Consider the following 18,280-nt stretch of genomic DNA (forward strand, 5'->3'; position numbering starts at 1 on the left):
GTGCCGCAGGAAGTGAAACTGCCGCTGGCCATCGCGTCCGACCCGAACATGAAGGAAGGCCCGGACTACTTCCCGAAGGAGTCCGACAATTTCTTCGTCGGCAATTCCTTCCCGACCTGCGGCATCAACTTCAGCGCCCAGGAAATCATGGGGCAGACCAAGGAAAACCAGTAGTTTCCGATACCGCCTGGCGCTACGACCGGTCGTGGCGCCAGCCTTCAGTCCTGTAACCGCCCTGGAGGGTCGATGAACTCTGCGGTTCCGCTTTTCCGCATGGAAGGCATATCCAAACGCTATGGCGGCGTGCGGGCGCTGGAGAAGGCCGAACTGTCGGTCGAGGCCGGCAGCATCCACGCCATTCTCGGTGAGAACGGCGCCGGCAAATCGACGCTGATCAAGGTCATGTCGGGCGTGGTGGCGCCCGACGAGGGCCGCATGACGCTCGACGGGCGTGAGGTGACGTTCGCCTCGCCGGCGGCGGCAAACCAGGCCGGCATCGTCTGCATCTTTCAGGAACTGTCCCTGATCCCGGAACTCAGCGTCGCCGACAACATCGTCATATCGGATCCGCCAAAACGCTTCGGCATGATCGACCGCCGGGCGCAGCGGCGCATTGCCGAGGATGCGCTAGCGCGCGCCGGCGCCGGCGACATCCATCCCCTGGCGCTGGTCAAGGATCTTCCCCTTTCAAGACGGCAGATGGTCGAGATCGCCAAGGCGCTCGCCCGCAAGCCGCGCATCCTCATCCTCGATGAAGCGACGTCCGCGCTCACGGCCGCGGACGTCTCGAAGATATTCGGCGTCCTGAAGCGATTGCGCTCGGAGGGGCTGGCGCTGCTCTACATCTCGCATCGCATGAACGAGATCGCCGAACTTGCCGACCAGTGCTCGGTGTTCCGCAATGGCCGCAACGTCGCCAGCTACAAGGCCGGGTCGAAGAGCGACAATGAGGTGGTCGAGCTGATGATCGGCCGCGAATACAGCCACATCTTCCCGCCCAAGACGGCTGATATGCCATCCGGCGCTGCTCCCCGGCTCGAAGCACGCAAACTGTCCTGGGCCGACCGGCTGGACAATATCTCGCTGACGGTCAGGGCGGGCGAGGTGGTCGGTCTGGGTGGGCTCGACGGCCAGGGCCAGCGCGAATTGCTGCTTGCCTTCTTCGGCGTGCTGCGCGGCCTCTCAGGCGAAGTGCTGATCGACGGCAAACCAGTGGTGATCAGCAGTCCCGCAGCGGCCCGCAAGGACGGCATCGGCATGGCGCTCATCCCCGAGGATCGCAAGACCGAAGGACTGATGCTGCCGATGACGGTGCGCGAGAATCTCTCCTTCGCCGCGCTCGACCGGCTGGCAAAGGGCGGCATCATCGACCGCGCCGCCGAGCAGCGCCTGATCGACGACATGGTCGGCCTGCTGGCGATCAAGACGGCCGGTCTCGATGTTCCGGTCGGCGCGCTGTCTGGCGGCAACCAGCAGAAGGTGGTGATCGCCAAATGGCTGATGCGCCAGCCGCGCATCATCCTGCTCAACGATCCGACGCGCGGCATCGATGTCGGTACCAAGCAGGAGATCTACCAGCTGATGCGCAAGCTGGCGGATGCCGGGGCGGCGATCCTGTTCTACTCGACCGATTACGATGAGCTGATCGGCTGCTGCGACCGGGTGCTTGTGCTCTATGACGGAGCGGTCAAGCGCGAGCTTGTCGGCGCCGAGATCACCGAGCGCGCGCTGATAGCGAGCGCACTCAACATCCATGGCGAGGAGAGCCCGGTGGGCCTGGGAGCGGATACGTGAAGGATTGGCGCTACTGGCTGACCGAACAGCGCGGAACTCTGCTGGCGCTCGGCATCTTCATCGTCATGTTCGTCATCTACACCTCCAACCATCCGGCGGGTTTCACCGCCAATGTGGTGCAGACGGCGGCCAACAAGGGCGTTCTGCTCGCCTTCGTTGCGATGGCGCAGACGCTGGTGGTGATCACCAGTGGCATCGACCTGTCCGTCGGCATGATTTTTCTGCTCACCAACTGCCTGGCTTCCTGGCTGGTTGTCGGCACGCCGACGCAGACGGCGCTCGGCGTACTCGCTGTCCTGGCGGTCGGCCTGCTCTGCGGCGCCATCAACGGCGCCATCGTCATCTACGGACGGCTGCAGCCGATCGTCGCCACCATCGCCACCGGCGCGGTCTATTACGGCATCGGGCTTTTGCTGCGGCCATTCCCGGGCGGTTCGGTCAATGAGGACCTGGCCGACGCGCTGACGGGCCGCGTCTTCGGCGTGGTTCCGGCGAGCCTGGTGGTGCTGCTGGCGATCGTGCTGGTGATCTGGGTGCCGTTCAGCCGTTCCGTGCTTGGCCGCGCGGCCTACGCGGCCGGCTCCTCTGAAACGGCGGCCTATATGTCCGGCGTGCCGATCCGGCGCGGCAAGTTCGCCGCCTACACGCTGGCCGGGCTGCTGGCGTCGATCGGCGGGCTGTTCCTGACTTTCTTCACCTATACGGGCGAGGCGGCCTATGCCAGCGGCAACTCCTACACGCTGTTCTCGATCGCTGCGGTGGTGCTCGGCGGCGTCTCGCTGTTCGGCGGCAAGGGCAGCGCCATAGGCGCCATCTTCGGCGCGCTCGCCTTCCGCACCATCGGCGACCTGTTGTTCGTGTTCGACTTCGACCCGCTCTGGCAGCCCCTGTTCCAGGGCGTTATCCTGCTGGTCGCCGTCAGCCTTGGCGCCTTTGCCCTGTTTCGGGTCCGCAACCGGCTGGAGTGGTTCCTGTGAGCGAGACGACATTGGGCGGTATCGCCGGCCGCATGCCCAAATTCATCCGCCGCGCCGATCCTGCGGTGCTGACGGCCTTTGCCTGCATCGTGGTGCTGCTGTTGCTGGGCAGCCTCTATTCGCGCAGCTTCCTGTCGCCTGAATATCTCCTGCAACAGCTCAAGGTGGCTTCGTTCCTTGGCGTGATCGCCACCGGCATGATGCTGGTCATCCTGCTCGGCCAGATCGACCTGTCGGTGCCATGGTCGGTGGCGGCGGGCGCGATGATGGCCTGTGCGGCGGCCGCCTATGGCCCGGCCGGCGTGGCGCTGGCCATTCCTTTCGGCATCTTCTGCGGCGTGCTGATCGGCATCATCAACGGCATCGGCGTCGCCTATCTGCGCATTCCCTCGATGATCATCACGCTTGCCACCAATGCCGTCGCGCAAGGGCTGATGGTGGTCTACACCGGCGGCTTCTCGCCCCAGGATTCAGCGACCGGCGCCATGCGCTACCTGGCGACCGGCTTTGCCATCCCGGGCGTGCCCAACGCGGTGATCATCTGGGCGCTGATCGGCGCTGCCATGGTGTTCGTACTGACCCGCACCGGCTTCGGCCGCGCCGTCTACGGCATCGGCAACCGCGAGCGGGCGGCGTATCTGTCCGGCATCGATACGCGCCGCGTGGTGATGATCGCCTTTGCCGTTTCCGGCGGGCTCTCCGCCTTCGGTGGCGTGCTTCTCGCCGGCTATGCCTCCAAGGCGGCGCAGTCGATGGGCGATGCCTACCTCCTGCCGTCGATCGCGGCGGTGGTGCTGGGCGGCACATCGATCCTGGGCGGCCGCGGCTCCTATCTCGGCACCGTCGCCGGCGTCGTCCTGATCACGCTTCTGCAGTCCATCCTGTCGGTGATGCAGATGCCGGAGGCCGGCCGGCAGATCATCTATGGCGTTGTCATCGTGGCCATGCTCCTGCTTTACGGCCGCGCGCCGGCAAGCCGCTGACCGTGGACGAAGACGCGGCGCTGGCGCGCTCTCCCGGTTCGGCGCCTACGGCCATTGTGGTGATGGGGGTTGCCGGCTGCGGCAAGTCGATCATCGGCGCCAGGCTGGCAGCCGCGCTGGATGCGGTGTTCATCGAAGGAGATCGCCTCCATCCGCCGGAGAATGTCGCCCGCATGGCGCGCGGCGAGCCGCTGACCGACCAGTTGCGGGAAGGATGGCTCGATGCGATCGGCGCGCGCATTACGGCGCTGGCCAGGGAAGGGCAAGGCGCGGTTGCCGCCTGCTCGGCGCTGAAGCGCATCTATCGCGACCGGCTGCGCGGCTTCCGCGGTGACATCGTCTTCCTCTATCTGGAGATCGACCCGGTCACCGCGCAACGGCGGGTCGCCAACCGGAAGGGCCATTTCATGCCGGCAAGCCTCGTCGACAGCCAGTTCGCCATCCTGGAGCGGCCAGCGGTGGACGAGCGGGCATTGACGCTCGACGCCACGCGTCCCGTCGCCGACATCGTGACGGAGGCTGCCAGGGTGTTGGCGGGTTCATGAGCCGCTTTCGCCGCCCGCCGCGACATCATCGCCCCAAGCCTCCGTCAGCCTCTGGTTGCTGGACCAGGCGAGCATCTGCTCCGGAAACAGCTTGAGCGCTTCGAACAACCGATCGCGCTTGAGCAGGATGTAGCGGGCCTGAAGCGTCATGTTCTTGGCTCCGTCCCTTGCCCCGTCAGCTTGGGCCGGCAACAGTTCCGGGCTGAGGACGGCCCGGTACTCGCGGCACGGGCTGGTCTCAAAAGTCGACATGGCAAAAAGCGCCGCCTTGCTCCTGGCGGCAAAATTGGCTGGCGCCGACGCAAGATGCGCCCAACCGGCTTCGCCGATCGATACCTCGGTGAAGGTCGAACCAGCATGGGTCGTGTTGGTCATCAGCACCACGCCATTGGCCTTCAATATTTTCTGGATGCGGATGGTGACCTGATAGGCGTCGTCGCGGTCGAAGACGATCCGGCTTTTCAGGAACCTGTTCTCGACCTTGACCATAGGCGGGTTCAGGAAGCGCACTCCGAATGCGGATTCCGAAACGCCGTGCGTGTTGACGCTCACCTGATGCGCCTCGATGCCGGCCTCATGCAAAGCGCGCTTGCCGATAATGGTCTGGGCCGTGAACTGATCGCACCAGATGACGGCGCCGTTGCCGCGCCGCAGGGCGGCCTGTAGCCCGTCAAGTCCCTCCAGCCGGATCACCGGCGACCAACGGCCCGCGACCAGATGCGCGGCGAGCTGCAGCCGGCGGCGGTGGCGCGCCGCGAGAAACTCCTCGAAAAGCTTGCGTACATCGGTCTGCTTGCCGAGGACCGCCTGCACGGCATCGGCGTAGGGCGCAAATTCCTTGCGCGTATAGCGCTTGAGGTCGAGCCTGGACATGCGCAGGCAGACCGATGGCCACCAGCGCACCGGCAAGAAGGCCGCGACCGCGAGATAGAAGGCGGCCAGCAGGCTTTCGCGTGGATCCTGGTTGGAGAACCGGCGCATTCTGCCGGGGCGAACCACCTTGCGGCTGAAGAAGCGCACATCCTCGGCCCTTTCCGGCACGGGAATGTCAGCGATGATTTCAGTCCGGAAGCTGCCTGCCGCGGACGGCCTGCGCGCGGTTCTGGAGGGTCTCGCGAACTTCAGCAGCCTCATCCAGCGGGCACCCAGATGTTCCTGTTGCAAACCGCTTTAATGCGCCCTGACGCGCCATGCAATCCAGCGGTCACGGACGATGGATGCCGCGTCGGAGGTCGGCCTAGATCTGGGACGTCAGCTCGACGGGAAAATCATCATTGTCGGCATCGCGCATCGCGGCGAGGCTTCTGTTGTCCAGCACCTCCGCGATCGCCTGTCGGACCTCCAGCATCATGTGGCGGACCTGGCAGGTCGCCTCGTCGCAATCCTCGCAGCGCTGATACTGCGTGCGGCTGGCGCAGGGGATCGGTGCCAGCGGCCCGTCGAGCACGCGCACGACATGGCCGATCTTGATTTCGGAGGCAGGGCGGGCGAGGCGGTAGCCGCCTTCCTTGCCCTTGCGGCTCTGGACGAAGCCGGCATTGCGCAACTCGCCCAGTATGGCGTCGAGGAATTTCTTGGGGATGTTGTTGGCGACCGCGATGTCGTTGACGAAGGCCAGTTGGCCAGCCGGAAGACCGGAAAGATGCACCAGGGCCTTGAGGCCGTACTTGCCTTTTTTTGTCAGCATACCCGAGTCAGCCCGTTGAAGCCCCAATCAACCCGCATCTGGCGGCTGTTTGTGTGCAAATGATGACGATTGCCCCGCCCGAGGGTGTTTCCCTGAAAACAAGCCAGCCGGATGGCACGTTAGGCACAAACCCGTTGATTCTTCGTAACGTTTTGCCCGGCAGGCGCCGCTTTGCCGTGCCGGGCGGCAAAACGAAGAAAGCCGGCTCTTTGCCGGCTTTCCTGATCCGATTTGGGGCGAACCCTTACCTGCTGCCGTAGGCCTGATCGAGCAGGCCGCCGGCGGCGAAATGCTCTTTCTGGATCTTGTCCCAGCCGCCGAAGACATCTTCCACCGTCAATAGGCGTACCTCGGGGAACTCCGCCTTGTATTTGGCCGCTACCGCCGCGTCGCGCACCCGGTTGCCGTTCTGGGCGAGAATGTCCTGGCCCTCGGGCGTGTAGAGGAAGTCGAGATAGGTCTTGGCGAGATCCCGCGTGCCGTGCTCATCGGCGACCTTGTCTACGATCGCCACCGGGAATTCGGCCAGCAGGCTCACGGAGGGCGTGACCTGTTCGAACTTGTCGTCGCCATACTCCTTGCGGATGCCGCGCGTTTCGGATTCGAAGGTGATCAGCACGTCGCCGATTTCGCGCTGCACGAAGGTGGTGGTTGCGGCGCGCCCGCCGGTGTCGAAGATCGGCACGTTGTTGAACAGCTTGGTGATGAACTCCTTCACCTTGGCGTCGTCGCCCTTGAAGGCCTCCTTGGCGTAAGCCGTGGCCGCCAGATAGGTGTAGCGCGCATTGCCCGAGGTTTTCGGGTTGGGGAAGATCACCTGCACGTCGTCGCGCACCAGATCGTTCCAGTCCTTGATGTGCTTGGGGTTACCGGCGCGCACCAGGAAGGACGGCAGCGAATAGAAGGGGGAGGCGTTGTCGGGAAAATCCTTCTGCCAGTCGGCGGAGACGAGGCCCTTCTTGACCAGGAAGTCGACATCGGTGACCTGGTTGAAGGTGACAACGTCCGCGCCCAGCCCTTCGGCAATGGCGCGCGCCTGCGCCGAGGTGCCGGCATGCGACTGATCGACGGTCACACCGGGATGCTTCTCGATGAAGGCCTTGTTGACCTGCACGAACAGTTCGCGGCCGACGTCATAGGAGGCGTTGAGCAGCTTGTCGGCCGACCAGGCTTGGGAGGATGCGAGGAAGAGGCTGGTGGCTGCGGCAAGGCCGAGGAAAAATCGCTTCATGAAAATAGGGCTCCGAATGCAATGCGTTTATGGCTTGAGCATAGCCGTGAGGCGTGGGCCAAGGCGAGGCATGGGTCCCAAAGCTTGGCGCTCGTTCCTAGAAAAGCCGTTGCTGTAACAGGCGGATCGTAGGATTTTATTTCAAGTGGAGTCACTTTGTTTGGGCGTGCCTTCAGCCCCTGCCTGATAGAGGTAATAAATAGATACACATTGTGTATGCAGGGCGTGCTATGGTGCTGGAAAAGGAGTCTTTCATGACAAAGGCCGCACCTGAGACCCACGCCAAGCCAGTCAATCTGCGCATCCGAGAGGACATGCGCATACTGATTGACCGTGCCGCGAAAATACGGGGGAAAACCCGCTCCGATTTCATGATCGATGCGGCCTATCGGGCAGCTGAGGACACGCTACTCGACCAGACCCTGATCAAGGTGGATCCCGAGAGTTATCAGCGCTATCTCGACATCCTTGATGAACCGCCGAGCGGGGAAGGTTTTGCGCGCCTTATGAACGCCCCCAAACCATGGCAGGATTGATGCTATCGGCGCCCACGCCCCTGACCGAAAGCCACGATCTCGAACTTTTTCAAAGTGGGACGGAAAGCCTCGATCAATGGCTTCGTCGTAGGGCTCGGGCCAACCAGATCGGTGGCGCGTCGCGTACCTATGTGGTGGCGGAAGGGCCGCGCGTTGTCGGCTACTACTGCCTGTCTTCGGGTGGGCTTGATCTTATGGAGGCGCCTGGCCCAATCCGTCGCAACATGCCGGACCCCATCCCAATGGTTGTGCTCGGGCGCCTCGCCGTGGACGCTGGCTGGCAAGGGAAGGGGCTAGGGGCTGCGCTGTTGCGAGATGCTGTTTTGCGCGCCGGGCACGCGGCGACCATCCTCGGGATTCGCGGTATCTTCGTTCATGCCATATCGGATGAGGCGAAGGCCTTCTATGAGCGCTACGGCTTCACGGCTTCCCCGAAAAATCCGATGACCTTAGTACTGTCGTTGAAAGGGCTGGTGAAAGGGTAGATCGCCGCCAAGACGTCCTTGGCCAAAGTCATGATGGTCTCAGGCCGCCGGAAACAGCTTCCAGCGCCCCGGCCTGAACGCCACCCGGCTTTTCTGCGCGGCGGGATGGCCGACGGGCAGTTCGATCTCGACCCGCTGGCGTTCGCCGCCGATCTCGAGCTCGACGCGGCGTGTGCCGGCGACGCGGCGGCTGGCGGCGACGGTGCCGGCGATGCAGCCGCTGCAGCCTTCCAGCAACTCGACATCGTGCGGGCGGAAATACAGCGTCGCGTCGCCCGATGGCGCATGCGGCGCCTGCAATCCGATCGGACGGTCGGCGAGCCAGATCTCGCCATTCTCGACCTTGACCGGAAGCGAGCTCGATTCACCGATGAAGCCATAGACGAAGGGCGAATTCGGCGTGTCGTAGATGTCGTCGGCGGTGCCGACCTGTTCGATGCGGCCCTGGCTCATCACCACGACGCGGTCGGCCAGTTCCAGCGCTTCTTCCTGGTCGTGGGTGACAAAGACGGTGGTGTGGCCGGTGGTGTCGTGGATTTCCCGCAGCCAGCGGCGCAACTCCCGGCGCACCTGTGCGTCGAGCGCGCCGAACGGCTCGTCGAGCAGCAGCACCTTGGGCTCGATCGCCATGGCGCGCGCCAACGCGACGCGCTGGCGCTGGCCGCCGGAGAGCTGTGCCGGATAGCGCTTTTCGAGACCGGAAAGCTGGACGAGGTCGAGAAGCTCCGAAGCGCGGCGGCGGATTTCGGCGGCCGGCGGCCGCGAAGCTCCATGGCGGACCTTGAGGCCGAAGCCGATATTGTCGGCCACCGTCATGTGCCGGAACAGCGCGTAGTGCTGGAAGACGAAGCCGACATTGCGTTCCTGGATCGACTTCTGCGAAGCGTCCTCGTCGCCGAAGAAGATCTTTCCACGCGTCGGCCGCTCCAGCCCGGCGATCAGCCGCAGCAGCGTCGTCTTGCCGGAGCCGGATGGCCCCAGCAGCGCGATCAGCTCGCCCGACTTGATGTCGAGCGAGACATCGTGGAGCGCGGGAAACCGTTCGAATTCCTTACGCACATTGGCAACGCGAACTTCCATACTGTTCCCTTCTCAGTGTCCGCGCGTCGCGGCGAGTTCGGCGCCGTAGCGCATCTCGAGCAGTGTTTTCAAGACCAGCGTGACGAGCGCCAGCCCGGCAAGCAATGAGGCGACGGCGAAGGCGCCGACGGCGTTGTATTCGTTGTAGAGGATTTCGACATGCAGCGGCATGGTGTTGGTCAGGCCGCGTATATGGCCCGACACCACGGACACCGCGCCGAATTCGCCCATGGCGCGCGCGTTGCACAACAGCACGCCGTAGAGCAGGCCCCATTTGACGTTGGGCAGCGTCACATACCAGAAGGTCTGCCAGCCATTGGCGCCGAGCGAAAGCGCCGCTTCATCGTCGCCATTGCCCTGTTCCTGCATCAGCGGGATCAGTTCGCGGGCAACGAATGGGAAGGTGACGAAGACGGTGGCAAGCACGATGCCAGGCACGGCGAACAGGATCTGGATGCCGTGTGCCTTAAGCCATTCGCCGAGCAACCCTTGAGCGCCGAACAGAAGCACATAGACAAGACCTGAAATGACAGGCGAAACCGAGAAGGGCAGGTCGATCAGCGTGGTGAGGAAGGCCTTGCCCTTGAACTCGAACTTGGCGATCGCCCAGGCCGCCGAAATGCCGAAGACGACATTGAGCGGCACGGAGATCGCCGCCACCAGCAAGGTCAGCCGGATCGCCGAGCGCGTGTCGGCGTCGCCAAGCGATTGCAGGTAGGCGCCGATGCCCTTGGTGAAGGCTTCCTTGAAGACGATGATCAACGGCAGCAGCAGGAAGACGGCGAGGAAGACGAAGACGATGGCCATCAGCACGGCCTGTGCCGGCCGGCTTTCGGTCACCGCCGCCGACTTGCTGTCGTGATGCGGTTCCCAGGACTTGATCTCGGGGTCAGCCATAGCGCTTGCGGCTCCATGTCTGCACCAGATTGACGATCAGGAGCATGAGGAAGGACAGCGCCAGCATGATTGCCGCGATCGCGGTTGCGGCGGGGTAATTGTATTCCTCGAGCCGTATGACGATCAAAAGCGGCGCGATCTCGGATTTGTAGGGCAGGTTGCCGGCGATGAAGATGACCGAGCCGTACTCGCCCACACCGCGTGCGAAGGCGAGCGAAAAGCCGGTGATGATGGCCGGCGCCAGCCCGGGAAAGAGCACGCGGGTGATGATCTGGAAGCGGCTGGCTCCAAGCGTGGCGGCTGCTTCCTCCACTTCCTTGTCGATCTCTTCCATGATCGGCTGCACGGTGCGCACGACGAAGGGCAGGCCGATGAAGACCAGCGCGATGACGATGCCGAGCGGCGTATAGGCGACCTTGAGCCCGAGCGGCATCAGCAGTTTGCCGATCCAACCATTGGGTGCGTAGAGCGTGGTGAGCGCGATGCCGGCCACCGCCGTCGGCAGCGCGAAGGGCAGGTCGACCATGGCGTCGACGATGCGCCGGCCCGGAAAGCGGTAGCGCACCAGCACCCAGGCGACGAGCGTGCCGAAAACGACATTGACGGCAGCCGCGATGAAAGCAGTGCCGAAGCTGATCTGAAGCGCGTTGATGGTGCGGCGATCAGAGGCAATGGCCCAGAAATCGGCCCAGCCGAGCGCGGCCGAACGCCAGATCAGCCCGGACAGCGGGATGAGGATGATGAGGGTGAGGTAGGCAAGCGAGAAGCCGAGCGTCAATCCGAAACCCGGAATGACGCTCGGCTGCTTGAATCGCCACCCCGCCTGCGCGGGTGCTATGGTCATGTCGTCCCGATCTAGTTTTGGCTCAGGTCTGGGCTTACTGGGCCGGCTTGTAGATCTGGTCGAATATACCACCGTCGCCGAAATGATAAGGCTGCGCCTTCTTCCAGCCGCCGAAAAGCGGGTCGTCGATGGTGATCAGCTTGATCGGCGGCAGCTTGGCGAGGTCCTCGGCCGGCACCAGCTCAGGCTTGGAAGGCCGGTAGTGGTTCTTGGCGATGATGGTCTGGCCTTCCTTGGAATAGAGGTAGTTCAGATAGGCCTCGGCAACCTTGCGGGTCCCCCGGGCGTCGACATTGGCATCGACCACGGCGACCGGCGGCTCGGCCAGGATGGAGGTCGGCGGATAGACGATGTCGAAATTGTCGGCGCCGAATTCGTCGAGGGCCAGATAGGCATCGTTCTCCCAGGCGATCAGCACGTCGCCGAGGCCTTTTTGCGCGAAGGTCACCGTCGAGCCGCGCGCGCCGGTGTCGAGCACCGGGGCGTTGGCGTAGAGCTTGCCGACGAATTCCTTGGTCTTGGCCTCGTCGCCGCCGTCATTGGCATTGGCGTAGGCCCAGGCGGCCAGATAGTTCCAGCGCGCGCCACCCGATGTCTTGGGGTTGGGCGTGATCACCTGGACGCCATCCTTGACGAGATCGCCCCAGTCATGGATGCCCTTGGGATTGCCCTTGCGGACGAGGAAGATGATGGTGGAGGTGTAAGGCGCTGAATTGTTTTCGAATTTCGTGCGCCAGTCGGGATTGATCTTCTTCGACTTGGAGACGATGGCGTTGATGTCGCCCTCGAGCGCCAGCGTCACCACATCGGCGTCGAGGCCGTCGATCACGGCGCGCGCCTGCGCGCCCGATCCGCCATGCGACTGCTGGATTGTCACCGTCTCGCCGGTCTCGGCCTTCCAGTGCGCGGCGAAGGCCTCGTCATAGGCCTTGTAGAGTTCGCGTGTCGGATCGTAGGACACGTTGAGGATGGTCGTGTCGGCGAACGCGAAACCGAGCGTGCCGAACTGGACAGATGTGGCGACCAGTGCGCCGAGCAGTTTCCGGAAATGAGGTTTGGTCATTTCTGCCTCCGTTGAACCCGCGCCAAATCTACCGAATTGATAGAAATAAGATGCATTGAAAGTTGCCTTTTTCGCCGCTTCGAAGAAAATCTTCGACGGCATATGGCTGGATTGAGAAATTTCTTCCTCATGGCCGTGCCGGCTAGTCGGCACGGGCGGGTCACCCGCTTTCGATCATGGTCCGTCCGGGCCATGAGAAGCGTGCTCGCGGGGAGGGCGGCTGTTCAGCCTTCGCTGTCGATGGTGATCAGCGAGGCCATATTAGGGCTGTTGAGCGGCACGGAGGACGGACAGCGGCAGCCGGGAATGACGGCGATGTCGAACAGCTCGGTGATATGCCCCTTGAGCTCGATCCATTCGGCGATGCCGCCGGTGTGCAGGTCGATGATGTAAAGCGCGCAGCGCGGCTCGGCGTCGCGCGCCTCGAGATTGGCCTGCAGGGGCAAGTCCTTGAACAGGCCGTCGCGCGGCAGCGAGGTGGTGACGATGGCAAAGCGGCCGTGGAAGCTCAGGCCGCGCAGGAAGCCGGGGCAGAAGGCGATGTTCTGCTTCCCGCCGGTTTTCGGATCGATGCGCACCAGAAAGCCGCGTCCGGAATCGAGCACCCACAACGCGCCGTCATGAACGCGCGGCGAATGCGGCATCGACAGGTCGTCGACCACCACCTTGTCCTCGACTATGTCGATGATCATGCCGCCTTCCCAGCGGCGGTCGCGCCAGCCGCTGACCGAGTCCGACCGGCTGATGGCGCTGACATAGCGGGCGCGCCCGTTCTGCATGGCGAGGCCATTGAGGTGGCAGCGGTCCTCCGGCACCAGCTTGCTGATGAAGGAAGGCTTCCACAGCGGCCGGAAGGAATGCGTCGGGCTCAGCGTCGCCAGGCACGAAAATTTGGTGTTGATGAAGACGATCTGGCCGTCTTCGCGCACCGCCAGTTCATGGATGTCGAGATCGCCGGTGTAGGAGGCCGCGCGCGGCATATACATGCGGTCATAGACATTGTTGGCGACCTGGTCGGGTCCCAGAATGTTTTCCAGCCGCCACACCGCGATGTCCGAAGCAAGGATGATGCGCTGGCCGGCAATGGTGACGCCCATCGCCCTGGTGAAACTGGTCTGGTGGATCGAGGCCTTCTTGTCGCCGGTCAGGCCGACCAGGAACAGTTGCCCGGTCTGGTAGGAGGTGAAAGCCAGGGAACACTGTGCCGTTTCCAGCCAGGCGATGAAGCCGCGCGACAGCGAGACATTGGTCTGCTGCTCGGCTGGCGCCGTGGGAGCGGGCTGCGCCGGGTTTGCCGTGGCCTCGTCGCCGGCCTTTTGTGTGCTCACGCTCGCTCCATCCTGACGAAAACCGCTGAACTGTTTTCCTGGATTGCCCTTCTCATGACTACGCCGGCCACGAGGGCCGGCGCAAGACGTTCAAGCCAGGATCGATCCGGCTACCAGCCGTAACGGATGGCCGCGCCGATCGAGCCGGCGCTGTAGTGGTCGCCGAAGCGGACACTGCCGCGCACCACGCCGGACCAGTTGCTTGCGCTCGCCACATTCACGCCGACGCCGACCTCACCAAACGTGCCGTTGCCGGCGCTGTCGGTCGCCGAGAAGGCATTGCCGGGGAAGTCGATATTGACGGAGTTGCTGCTGCCGAAGTGGTTCCACACGCTCAGCGTCAGGTCGGGGGTCACGGTCATGCCGTTCATCTGCATGTCGGTGCCAACGCGCACCCCGATCTTGGCGCGGCCACTGCTGCCATTCTGGAAGTCGATGGCGCCGCCGAACAGCGAGACCGAGTCCATGTTGGTGTGGACCCATTGCAGGCTGGCCTGCGGCTCGATGAAGCCCCAGCCCATGCCGATCCGGTAGCCGGTGTCGAGGCGCACGCCGATATTGGTGGCGTTGGTGCTCGCCTTGTCGCTGATGGCGCCCTGGTTGTCGTTGATGTCGACGTTGAGGAAGTCGGCCTTGACGAGGCCATCGAGGTAGAAGCCGCCATTGATGTAGGTGGCATAGGCGCCGACGGTGCCGCCCTTGTAGTTCCAGCTGTCGTCGGTCGCGGTGAAGTCGAGCGTGGAGGTGACATAGCCGGCCATGACGCCGAACAGCACGTCGCCGCCGGCGACACCTTCCAAGCCCATGTCGATGCCGCCGAGGAAGGCGCCGGTGCGCTGCCTGCGGTCGAGATTGAGCGTCTCGGTCTGCTGCGAGATCGGGTCGGTATAGCTGGTGCTGGCGTCGCGGCTCGACCAGTCGCCCATGGCGCGCGCCCAGACACCGCCCATGCGGGCGGCGAGATGTTCCTCGGGCATGTCGGCATTGTGGGTGCCGGTGGCGTCGCTGCGCAGATCGGCCATGCGATCCTGCCAGAAGCCGGTCGTGTCCTCCCACACATCCTGCGCGCCGGTGATGCCGGCGGGCAGTTCGAAGGCGGCGTTGCCGAGGCCGACATAGCGCAGGCCATGCGTCTTGCCCTGCAGGAACAGGTCGTAGGCGAACAGACCGGCATTGACCGGGGCGGCGACATCGAAATTGCTGTCCGACGTCGTGCCGGTGACGGTGACGACCGGAATGAAGGTCGTGGTCGGCACGCCGGGCGCGATGGCGGTGACGTTGACCACGAGATTGGTGTGGCCATAGGAATTGCCGCCGATCGTCAGCGTGTCGGAGGAGTTGTTCGAGAAATTCGTGTCGACGCCGAGCTTCGAATTGCCGCGGCCGGTGAAATTGCCTGACGTGGTCAGCTGGTCGCCGACCACGCCGTCGATCATCGTCGTGAGGCCCGGGCCGGAGCCAAGGCTGCCGTTGACGAAGTTTTCAAGGCCGGTGAGGGTGACCGTGTTCGGCGTCGATCCGAAATAGCTGCCTGACGCGTTGACGATGCCCGAATTGTTGAGCGTGTCGTTGCCGGCGCCGAACTTAGAGTCGGTGAAGGCCCGGAACATGCCCTTGTCGTTGATGTTCATGACATTGTCGGCGTCGCTCAGCTCGACGCGCCCGGCGATGATGCCATTGTCGTTGATCTCGGCCGTGCCCGCCGTCGACTTGATGGCGAGATAGTTGTCGGCGCCCACATAGCCCGACGTGCCGACATTGATTGTCGCACCGGCCACGGAACTGACCATGATGCCACCAATCATGCCAAAGACGTCGCCGTTGTTGGTAATCGTGATAGTGCTGGAAGCGCCGTAGCTGGTGGCGCCGATGCCAAAGCCACCCGCATTGATTCTGGCGGCATTGGTGATGTCGATCGTGCCGTTGTCATTGGTGTTCGGACCGACGCCTACAGGATCCGAGCTGCCGGAGGAAGCGAAGATGCCATAGGCCTGTGCGCCGGTCGTGGTGATGGTGCCGCCGGCCTTGTTGTTGATGATGATGTCGCCGTTCGTACCGTTGTAATAGTTGGCGATCGCCGAAATACCTGCGGCAGTAAGGCCAACTGTTTTGATAGCGCCATTGTTGGTGACGTTGACCTGGCTGTTGTTACCATCGACATCGGCGAAGATGCCGCTCGAACCGCCCGAGTCTGAAGCACTGGCACCAGTCTCGATGCGGCCGCTGTTGTTCACGGTAGTGCTGGCGTTGTCGCCGCCCGCATTGACGAAGATGCCGACGGAATTGGTAGCGGTTTTGATGTCACCTGAATTGGTGACGGAGATATGTACATTGGAGTTGGCGAGCGCACTGCCGCCAACGGCCTGGATACCAACTGATTTCAAGCCGCCGGCGGTGGTGTCGATGTTGCCGCTGTTGGTAACGCTGATGGTCGTGTCATTGCCATGGATCAACGCTTTTATGCCATCGGAGACACCAGCGCCGCCAGTACCAGATGTGATATTGCCCTTGTTGTCGATGGTTATGTTGCCGCCATTGCCATAGGTGTCGGCGTTGATGCCCATATAGCCGGCGCTGATCGTGGCGGCGTTGGTGATCTTGATGGTGCCGTTGTCGTCGCGGTTCGGGCCGGTTCCAACCGGATCGGAACTGCCTGCCGAGGCGAAGATGCCGTAAGCATTGACGCCGGTGGTCGTGATAGTGCCGCCCGCCTTATTGTTGATCACAATGCTACCGTTGTCGCCATTGTAGTAGTTGGCGATCGTGGAGATGCCGGCGGCACTGGTCCCCGTGGTGAAAATCGCACCGCTGTTGGTTACGTTGACCTGACCGTTCTCACCGTCGACGTCGGCGAAGATGCCGCTCGATCCGCCTGACGTGGAGGTGCTGGCACCGGTTTCGATTCTGCCGCTGTTTTCGATGGTGACAGCGGCATTCAGGCCACCCGCGTTGCCGAAAATTCCCACCGAATTCTGTGCGGTCTCGATATCACCCGAGTTGGTTATGGATATTTTTATGTTGGACGTGGTGAGAGCACTGCCGCCAACGGCGTGGATACCAGCCGACTTGAGGCCGCCCGCAGTGGTGTCGATGTCGCCAGTATTGGTGATACTGATGGTGGAGTTGCTGTCATTGACCACGGCGTTGATGCCATTAGAGCCGCCGGCGCCGCCGGTGCCCGATGTGATGTTGCCCTTGTTGTCGATGGTGATGTTGCCGCCGGTGCCGTATGTGAAGCCGGCAACGCCCATATAGCCCGCGCTGATGGTGGCCGCGTTGGTGATCTTGACAGTGCCGCCATTGTCGGGATTGGGCGGCGAGTTGGTCGGGTTGATGCTGCCCGCCTGGGCGAAGATGCCGTAGGCCTCGTTGCCGGTGGTGGTGATGGTGCCGCCGGCCTTGTTGTTGACGACAACGCTGCCATTGTTGCCGTGATAATAGTTGGCGATTGCCGAGATGCCCGCCGCGCTGGTGCCGATGGTGCTGATTGCACCGCTGTTGGTGACGCTGACCTTGGTGTTGTCGCCATCGGCGTCGGCGAAGATGCCGGTCGAGCCTCCGATGGTCGAAACGCTGGCGCCGGTCTGGATGGCGCCCGAGTTGTCGACGGTCACCGAGCCATTGTCGCCGGTCGAGGCGGCCTTGATGCCCGCCGATTCAGCGCCCGTGGTGATGTTGCCGGAGTTGGTGACCGAGATGGCCAGGTTCGAACCGGCGAAACCCGGGCCGTTGACGGCCTCGATGCCGACCGACTTGTCGCCGCCGCTGGTGGTGTCGATGTTGCCGGTGTTGGTGACGGTGATGGTGGAATTGCCGCTGTTGGCCGAGGCCTTGATGCCGTCCGATCCATCGGCGCCGCCGGTACCCGATGTGATGTTGCCCTTGTTGTCGATGGTGATGTTGCCGCCGCTGCCATAGGTGAAGGCCGCGACACCCGTATAACCGGCGTTGACGGTTGCGGCATTGGTGATCTTGACCGTGCCGCCATTGTCGGGATTGGGCGGCGAGTTGTTCGGGTTGATACTGCCCGCCTGGGCGAAGATGCCGTAGGCGCTGGCGCCGGTGGTGGTGATCGTGCCGGCGGCCTTGTTGTTGATGACGATGCTGCTGTTGTCGCCGTGATAGTAGCTGGCGATCGCCGAGATGCCGGCTGCACTTGCGCCGTACGTGCTGATCGTGGCGCTGTTGGTGACGTCGATCTTGCTGTTTGCGCCGTCGACATCAGCGAAGATGCCCGAGGATGTGCCCGACAAGGACGCGCTGGCGCCGGTCTGGATGGCGCCGCTGTTGTTGATGGTCACCGCATTGTTGGAGCCGTAGCTGGCATTGGCGAAAATGCCCTCGGCGTTGGGGCCGGCGTTCAGGGCTCCCGAATTGGTGATGGTGATGTGGGTATCGCTGCTGAAAACGGTGCCGCTCGTGGCCGCGCTGACCGCCTTGATGCTGTCGCTGTACGAATTGATGGTGCCGGTGTTGTTGATGGTGATGTCGGCGCCGATGCCGTTGGTGCCAGCGTAGATGCCGCGCGCGCCTTTCGATTGTGCGAAGCTGGGACCGGGTATGAGGGAGGTCGAATTCGTCGTCAGCAGGCCGCTGTTGGTGATGTCGACGGTGTTGCCGTTTCCGGTCGTCACGATGCCGATCGCGTTGTCGCCGGCGACGGTTGCGGTGCGTGGGTCCGTGTTGGTGCAGGCGATGGGTGTCGTCGCGCCGGTAACCGTGATTGGGGAAGGGGAGGCCGGTTGCGTGCAATTGGCCGCGAAGGACGGTGAGGCGGAGACTGCTATCAGCGTCGAGCCGAGCGCCGTGCCCAGAAGCAGCACTCGGCGA

The 18,280-nt window shown here is 63.3% G+C and carries 16 protein-coding genes and 1 pseudogene; 8 read left to right on the top strand and 9 right to left on the bottom strand.

What is annotated here, in order from left to right:
* The 5 genes and pseudogenes from J0I79_RS17805 to J0I79_RS17825 form a co-directional block, all read left to right on the top strand.
* Positions 1–174: pseudogene (locus J0I79_RS17805) on the top strand (ribose ABC transporter substrate-binding protein); the annotation flags it as partial.
* Between the two features lie 72 nt (positions 175–246).
* Positions 247–1,794 (top strand): sugar ABC transporter ATP-binding protein, encoded by a 1,548-nt coding sequence (locus tag J0I79_RS17810; protein WP_292861434.1) that lies wholly within the window; start codon positions 247–249, stop codon positions 1,792–1,794.
* Entirely contained in the window at positions 1,791–2,771 is a 981-nt protein-coding gene (locus J0I79_RS17815) for an ABC transporter permease (RefSeq protein ID WP_292861437.1), read from the top strand. Before J0I79_RS17810 ends, J0I79_RS17815 begins: the two co-directional genes overlap by 4 nt.
* The gene (locus J0I79_RS17820) at positions 2,768–3,754 is read left to right on the top strand and encodes an ABC transporter permease (RefSeq protein ID WP_292861440.1); all 987 of its coding nucleotides are present in this window, start codon (positions 2,768–2,770) and stop codon (positions 3,752–3,754) included. The genes J0I79_RS17815 and J0I79_RS17820 overlap by 4 nt, the downstream gene beginning before the upstream one ends.
* Positions 3,755–3,756: 2 nt before the next feature.
* Entirely contained in the window at positions 3,757–4,299 is a 543-nt protein-coding gene (locus J0I79_RS17825) for a gluconokinase (protein ID WP_292861443.1), read from the top strand.
* Here the strand turns inward: J0I79_RS17825 and J0I79_RS17830 are convergent.
* On the bottom strand, positions 4,294–5,340 hold the full coding sequence (locus tag J0I79_RS17830; RefSeq protein ID WP_366014663.1) for a hypothetical protein: 1,047 nt from the start codon (positions 5,338–5,340) through the stop codon (positions 4,294–4,296). The genes J0I79_RS17825 and J0I79_RS17830 overlap by 6 nt on opposite strands.
* Before the next feature lie 196 nt (positions 5,341–5,536).
* Positions 5,537–5,986, bottom strand: coding sequence for an Rrf2 family transcriptional regulator (locus J0I79_RS17835; RefSeq protein WP_013530871.1), 450 nt, complete (start codon positions 5,984–5,986; stop codon positions 5,537–5,539).
* Positions 5,987–6,045: 59 nt separating this feature from the next.
* On the opposite strand from J0I79_RS17835, the gene J0I79_RS17840 reads away from it, so the two are divergent.
* On the top strand, positions 6,046–6,246 hold the full coding sequence (locus J0I79_RS17840; protein WP_292861449.1) for a hypothetical protein: 201 nt from the start codon (positions 6,046–6,048) through the stop codon (positions 6,244–6,246).
* On the opposite strand, the gene J0I79_RS17845 is transcribed toward J0I79_RS17840, so the two are convergent.
* Positions 6,231–7,217 (bottom strand): sulfate ABC transporter substrate-binding protein, encoded by a 987-nt coding sequence (locus J0I79_RS17845; protein WP_292861452.1) that lies wholly within the window; start codon positions 7,215–7,217, stop codon positions 6,231–6,233. The genes J0I79_RS17840 and J0I79_RS17845 overlap by 16 nt on opposite strands.
* Positions 7,218–7,471: 254 nt before the next feature.
* Here J0I79_RS17845 and J0I79_RS17850 point away from each other — a divergent pair, with 254 nt between their 5' ends.
* On the top strand, positions 7,472–7,753 hold the full coding sequence (locus tag J0I79_RS17850) for a DUF1778 domain-containing protein (protein WP_292861455.1): 282 nt from the start codon (positions 7,472–7,474) through the stop codon (positions 7,751–7,753).
* The gene (locus J0I79_RS17855) at positions 7,753–8,238 is read left to right on the top strand and encodes a GNAT family N-acetyltransferase (protein WP_292861495.1); all 486 of its coding nucleotides are present in this window, start codon (positions 7,753–7,755) and stop codon (positions 8,236–8,238) included. Before J0I79_RS17850 ends, J0I79_RS17855 begins: the two co-directional genes overlap by 1 nt.
* Positions 8,239–8,277: 39 nt before the next feature.
* On the opposite strand, the gene J0I79_RS17860 is transcribed toward J0I79_RS17855, so the two are convergent.
* From J0I79_RS17860 to J0I79_RS17885, 6 genes are all read right to left on the bottom strand, one after another.
* Complete coding sequence (locus tag J0I79_RS17860; RefSeq protein WP_292861458.1) at positions 8,278–9,318, bottom strand: sulfate/molybdate ABC transporter ATP-binding protein; 1,041 nt, start codon at positions 9,316–9,318, stop codon at positions 8,278–8,280.
* Between the two features lie 12 nt (positions 9,319–9,330).
* Positions 9,331–10,215, bottom strand: a complete 885-nt coding sequence (gene cysW, locus J0I79_RS17865; protein WP_292861461.1) for a sulfate ABC transporter permease subunit CysW — start codon at positions 10,213–10,215, stop codon at positions 9,331–9,333.
* Positions 10,208–11,059, bottom strand: coding sequence for a sulfate ABC transporter permease subunit CysT (gene cysT / locus J0I79_RS17870; RefSeq protein WP_292861465.1), 852 nt, complete (start codon positions 11,057–11,059; stop codon positions 10,208–10,210). The genes cysW and cysT overlap by 8 nt, the downstream gene beginning before the upstream one ends.
* Before the next feature lie 34 nt (positions 11,060–11,093).
* Complete coding sequence (locus J0I79_RS17875) at positions 11,094–12,122, bottom strand: sulfate ABC transporter substrate-binding protein (RefSeq protein WP_292861468.1); 1,029 nt, start codon at positions 12,120–12,122, stop codon at positions 11,094–11,096.
* Positions 12,123–12,346: 224 nt separating this feature from the next.
* A complete protein-coding gene (locus tag J0I79_RS17880) occupies positions 12,347–13,450 on the bottom strand; it encodes a TIGR03032 family protein (RefSeq protein ID WP_292861471.1) in 1,104 nt (367 codons plus the stop codon).
* Between the two features lie 110 nt (positions 13,451–13,560).
* On the bottom strand, positions 13,561–18,273 hold the full coding sequence (locus J0I79_RS17885; protein WP_292861474.1) for an autotransporter outer membrane beta-barrel domain-containing protein: 4,713 nt from the start codon (positions 18,271–18,273) through the stop codon (positions 13,561–13,563).
* Positions 18,274–18,280: the final 7 nt, after the last annotated feature.

This window comes from Mesorhizobium sp. (genome assembly GCF_017306585.1).
Lineage (GTDB): Bacteria > Pseudomonadota > Alphaproteobacteria > Rhizobiales > Rhizobiaceae > Mesorhizobium.

Bases quoted from the DNA above. Each gene is read 5' to 3' on its own strand.
- J0I79_RS17850 (WP_292861455.1), top strand. From the start codon at position 7,472: ATGACAAAGGCCGCACCTGAGACCCACGCCAAGCCAGTCAATCTGCGC.
- J0I79_RS17840 (WP_292861449.1), top strand. From the start codon at position 6,046: ATGATGACGATTGCCCCGCCCGAGGGTGTTTCCCTGAAAACAAGCCAG.
- J0I79_RS17855 (WP_292861495.1), top strand. From the start codon at position 7,753: ATGCTATCGGCGCCCACGCCCCTGACCGAAAGCCACGATCTCGAACTT.
- cysW (WP_292861461.1), bottom strand. From the start codon at position 10,215: ATGGCTGACCCCGAGATCAAGTCCTGGGAACCGCATCACGACAGCAAG.
- J0I79_RS17845 (WP_292861452.1), bottom strand. From the start codon at position 7,217: ATGAAGCGATTTTTCCTCGGCCTTGCCGCAGCCACCAGCCTCTTCCTC.
- J0I79_RS17875 (WP_292861468.1), bottom strand. From the start codon at position 12,122: ATGACCAAACCTCATTTCCGGAAACTGCTCGGCGCACTGGTCGCCACA.
- J0I79_RS17835 (WP_013530871.1), bottom strand. From the start codon at position 5,986: ATGCTGACAAAAAAAGGCAAGTACGGCCTCAAGGCCCTGGTGCATCTT.
- J0I79_RS17860 (WP_292861458.1), bottom strand. From the start codon at position 9,318: ATGGAAGTTCGCGTTGCCAATGTGCGTAAGGAATTCGAACGGTTTCCC.
- J0I79_RS17810 (WP_292861434.1), top strand. From the start codon at position 247: ATGAACTCTGCGGTTCCGCTTTTCCGCATGGAAGGCATATCCAAACGC.
- cysT (WP_292861465.1), bottom strand. From the start codon at position 11,059: ATGACCATAGCACCCGCGCAGGCGGGGTGGCGATTCAAGCAGCCGAGC.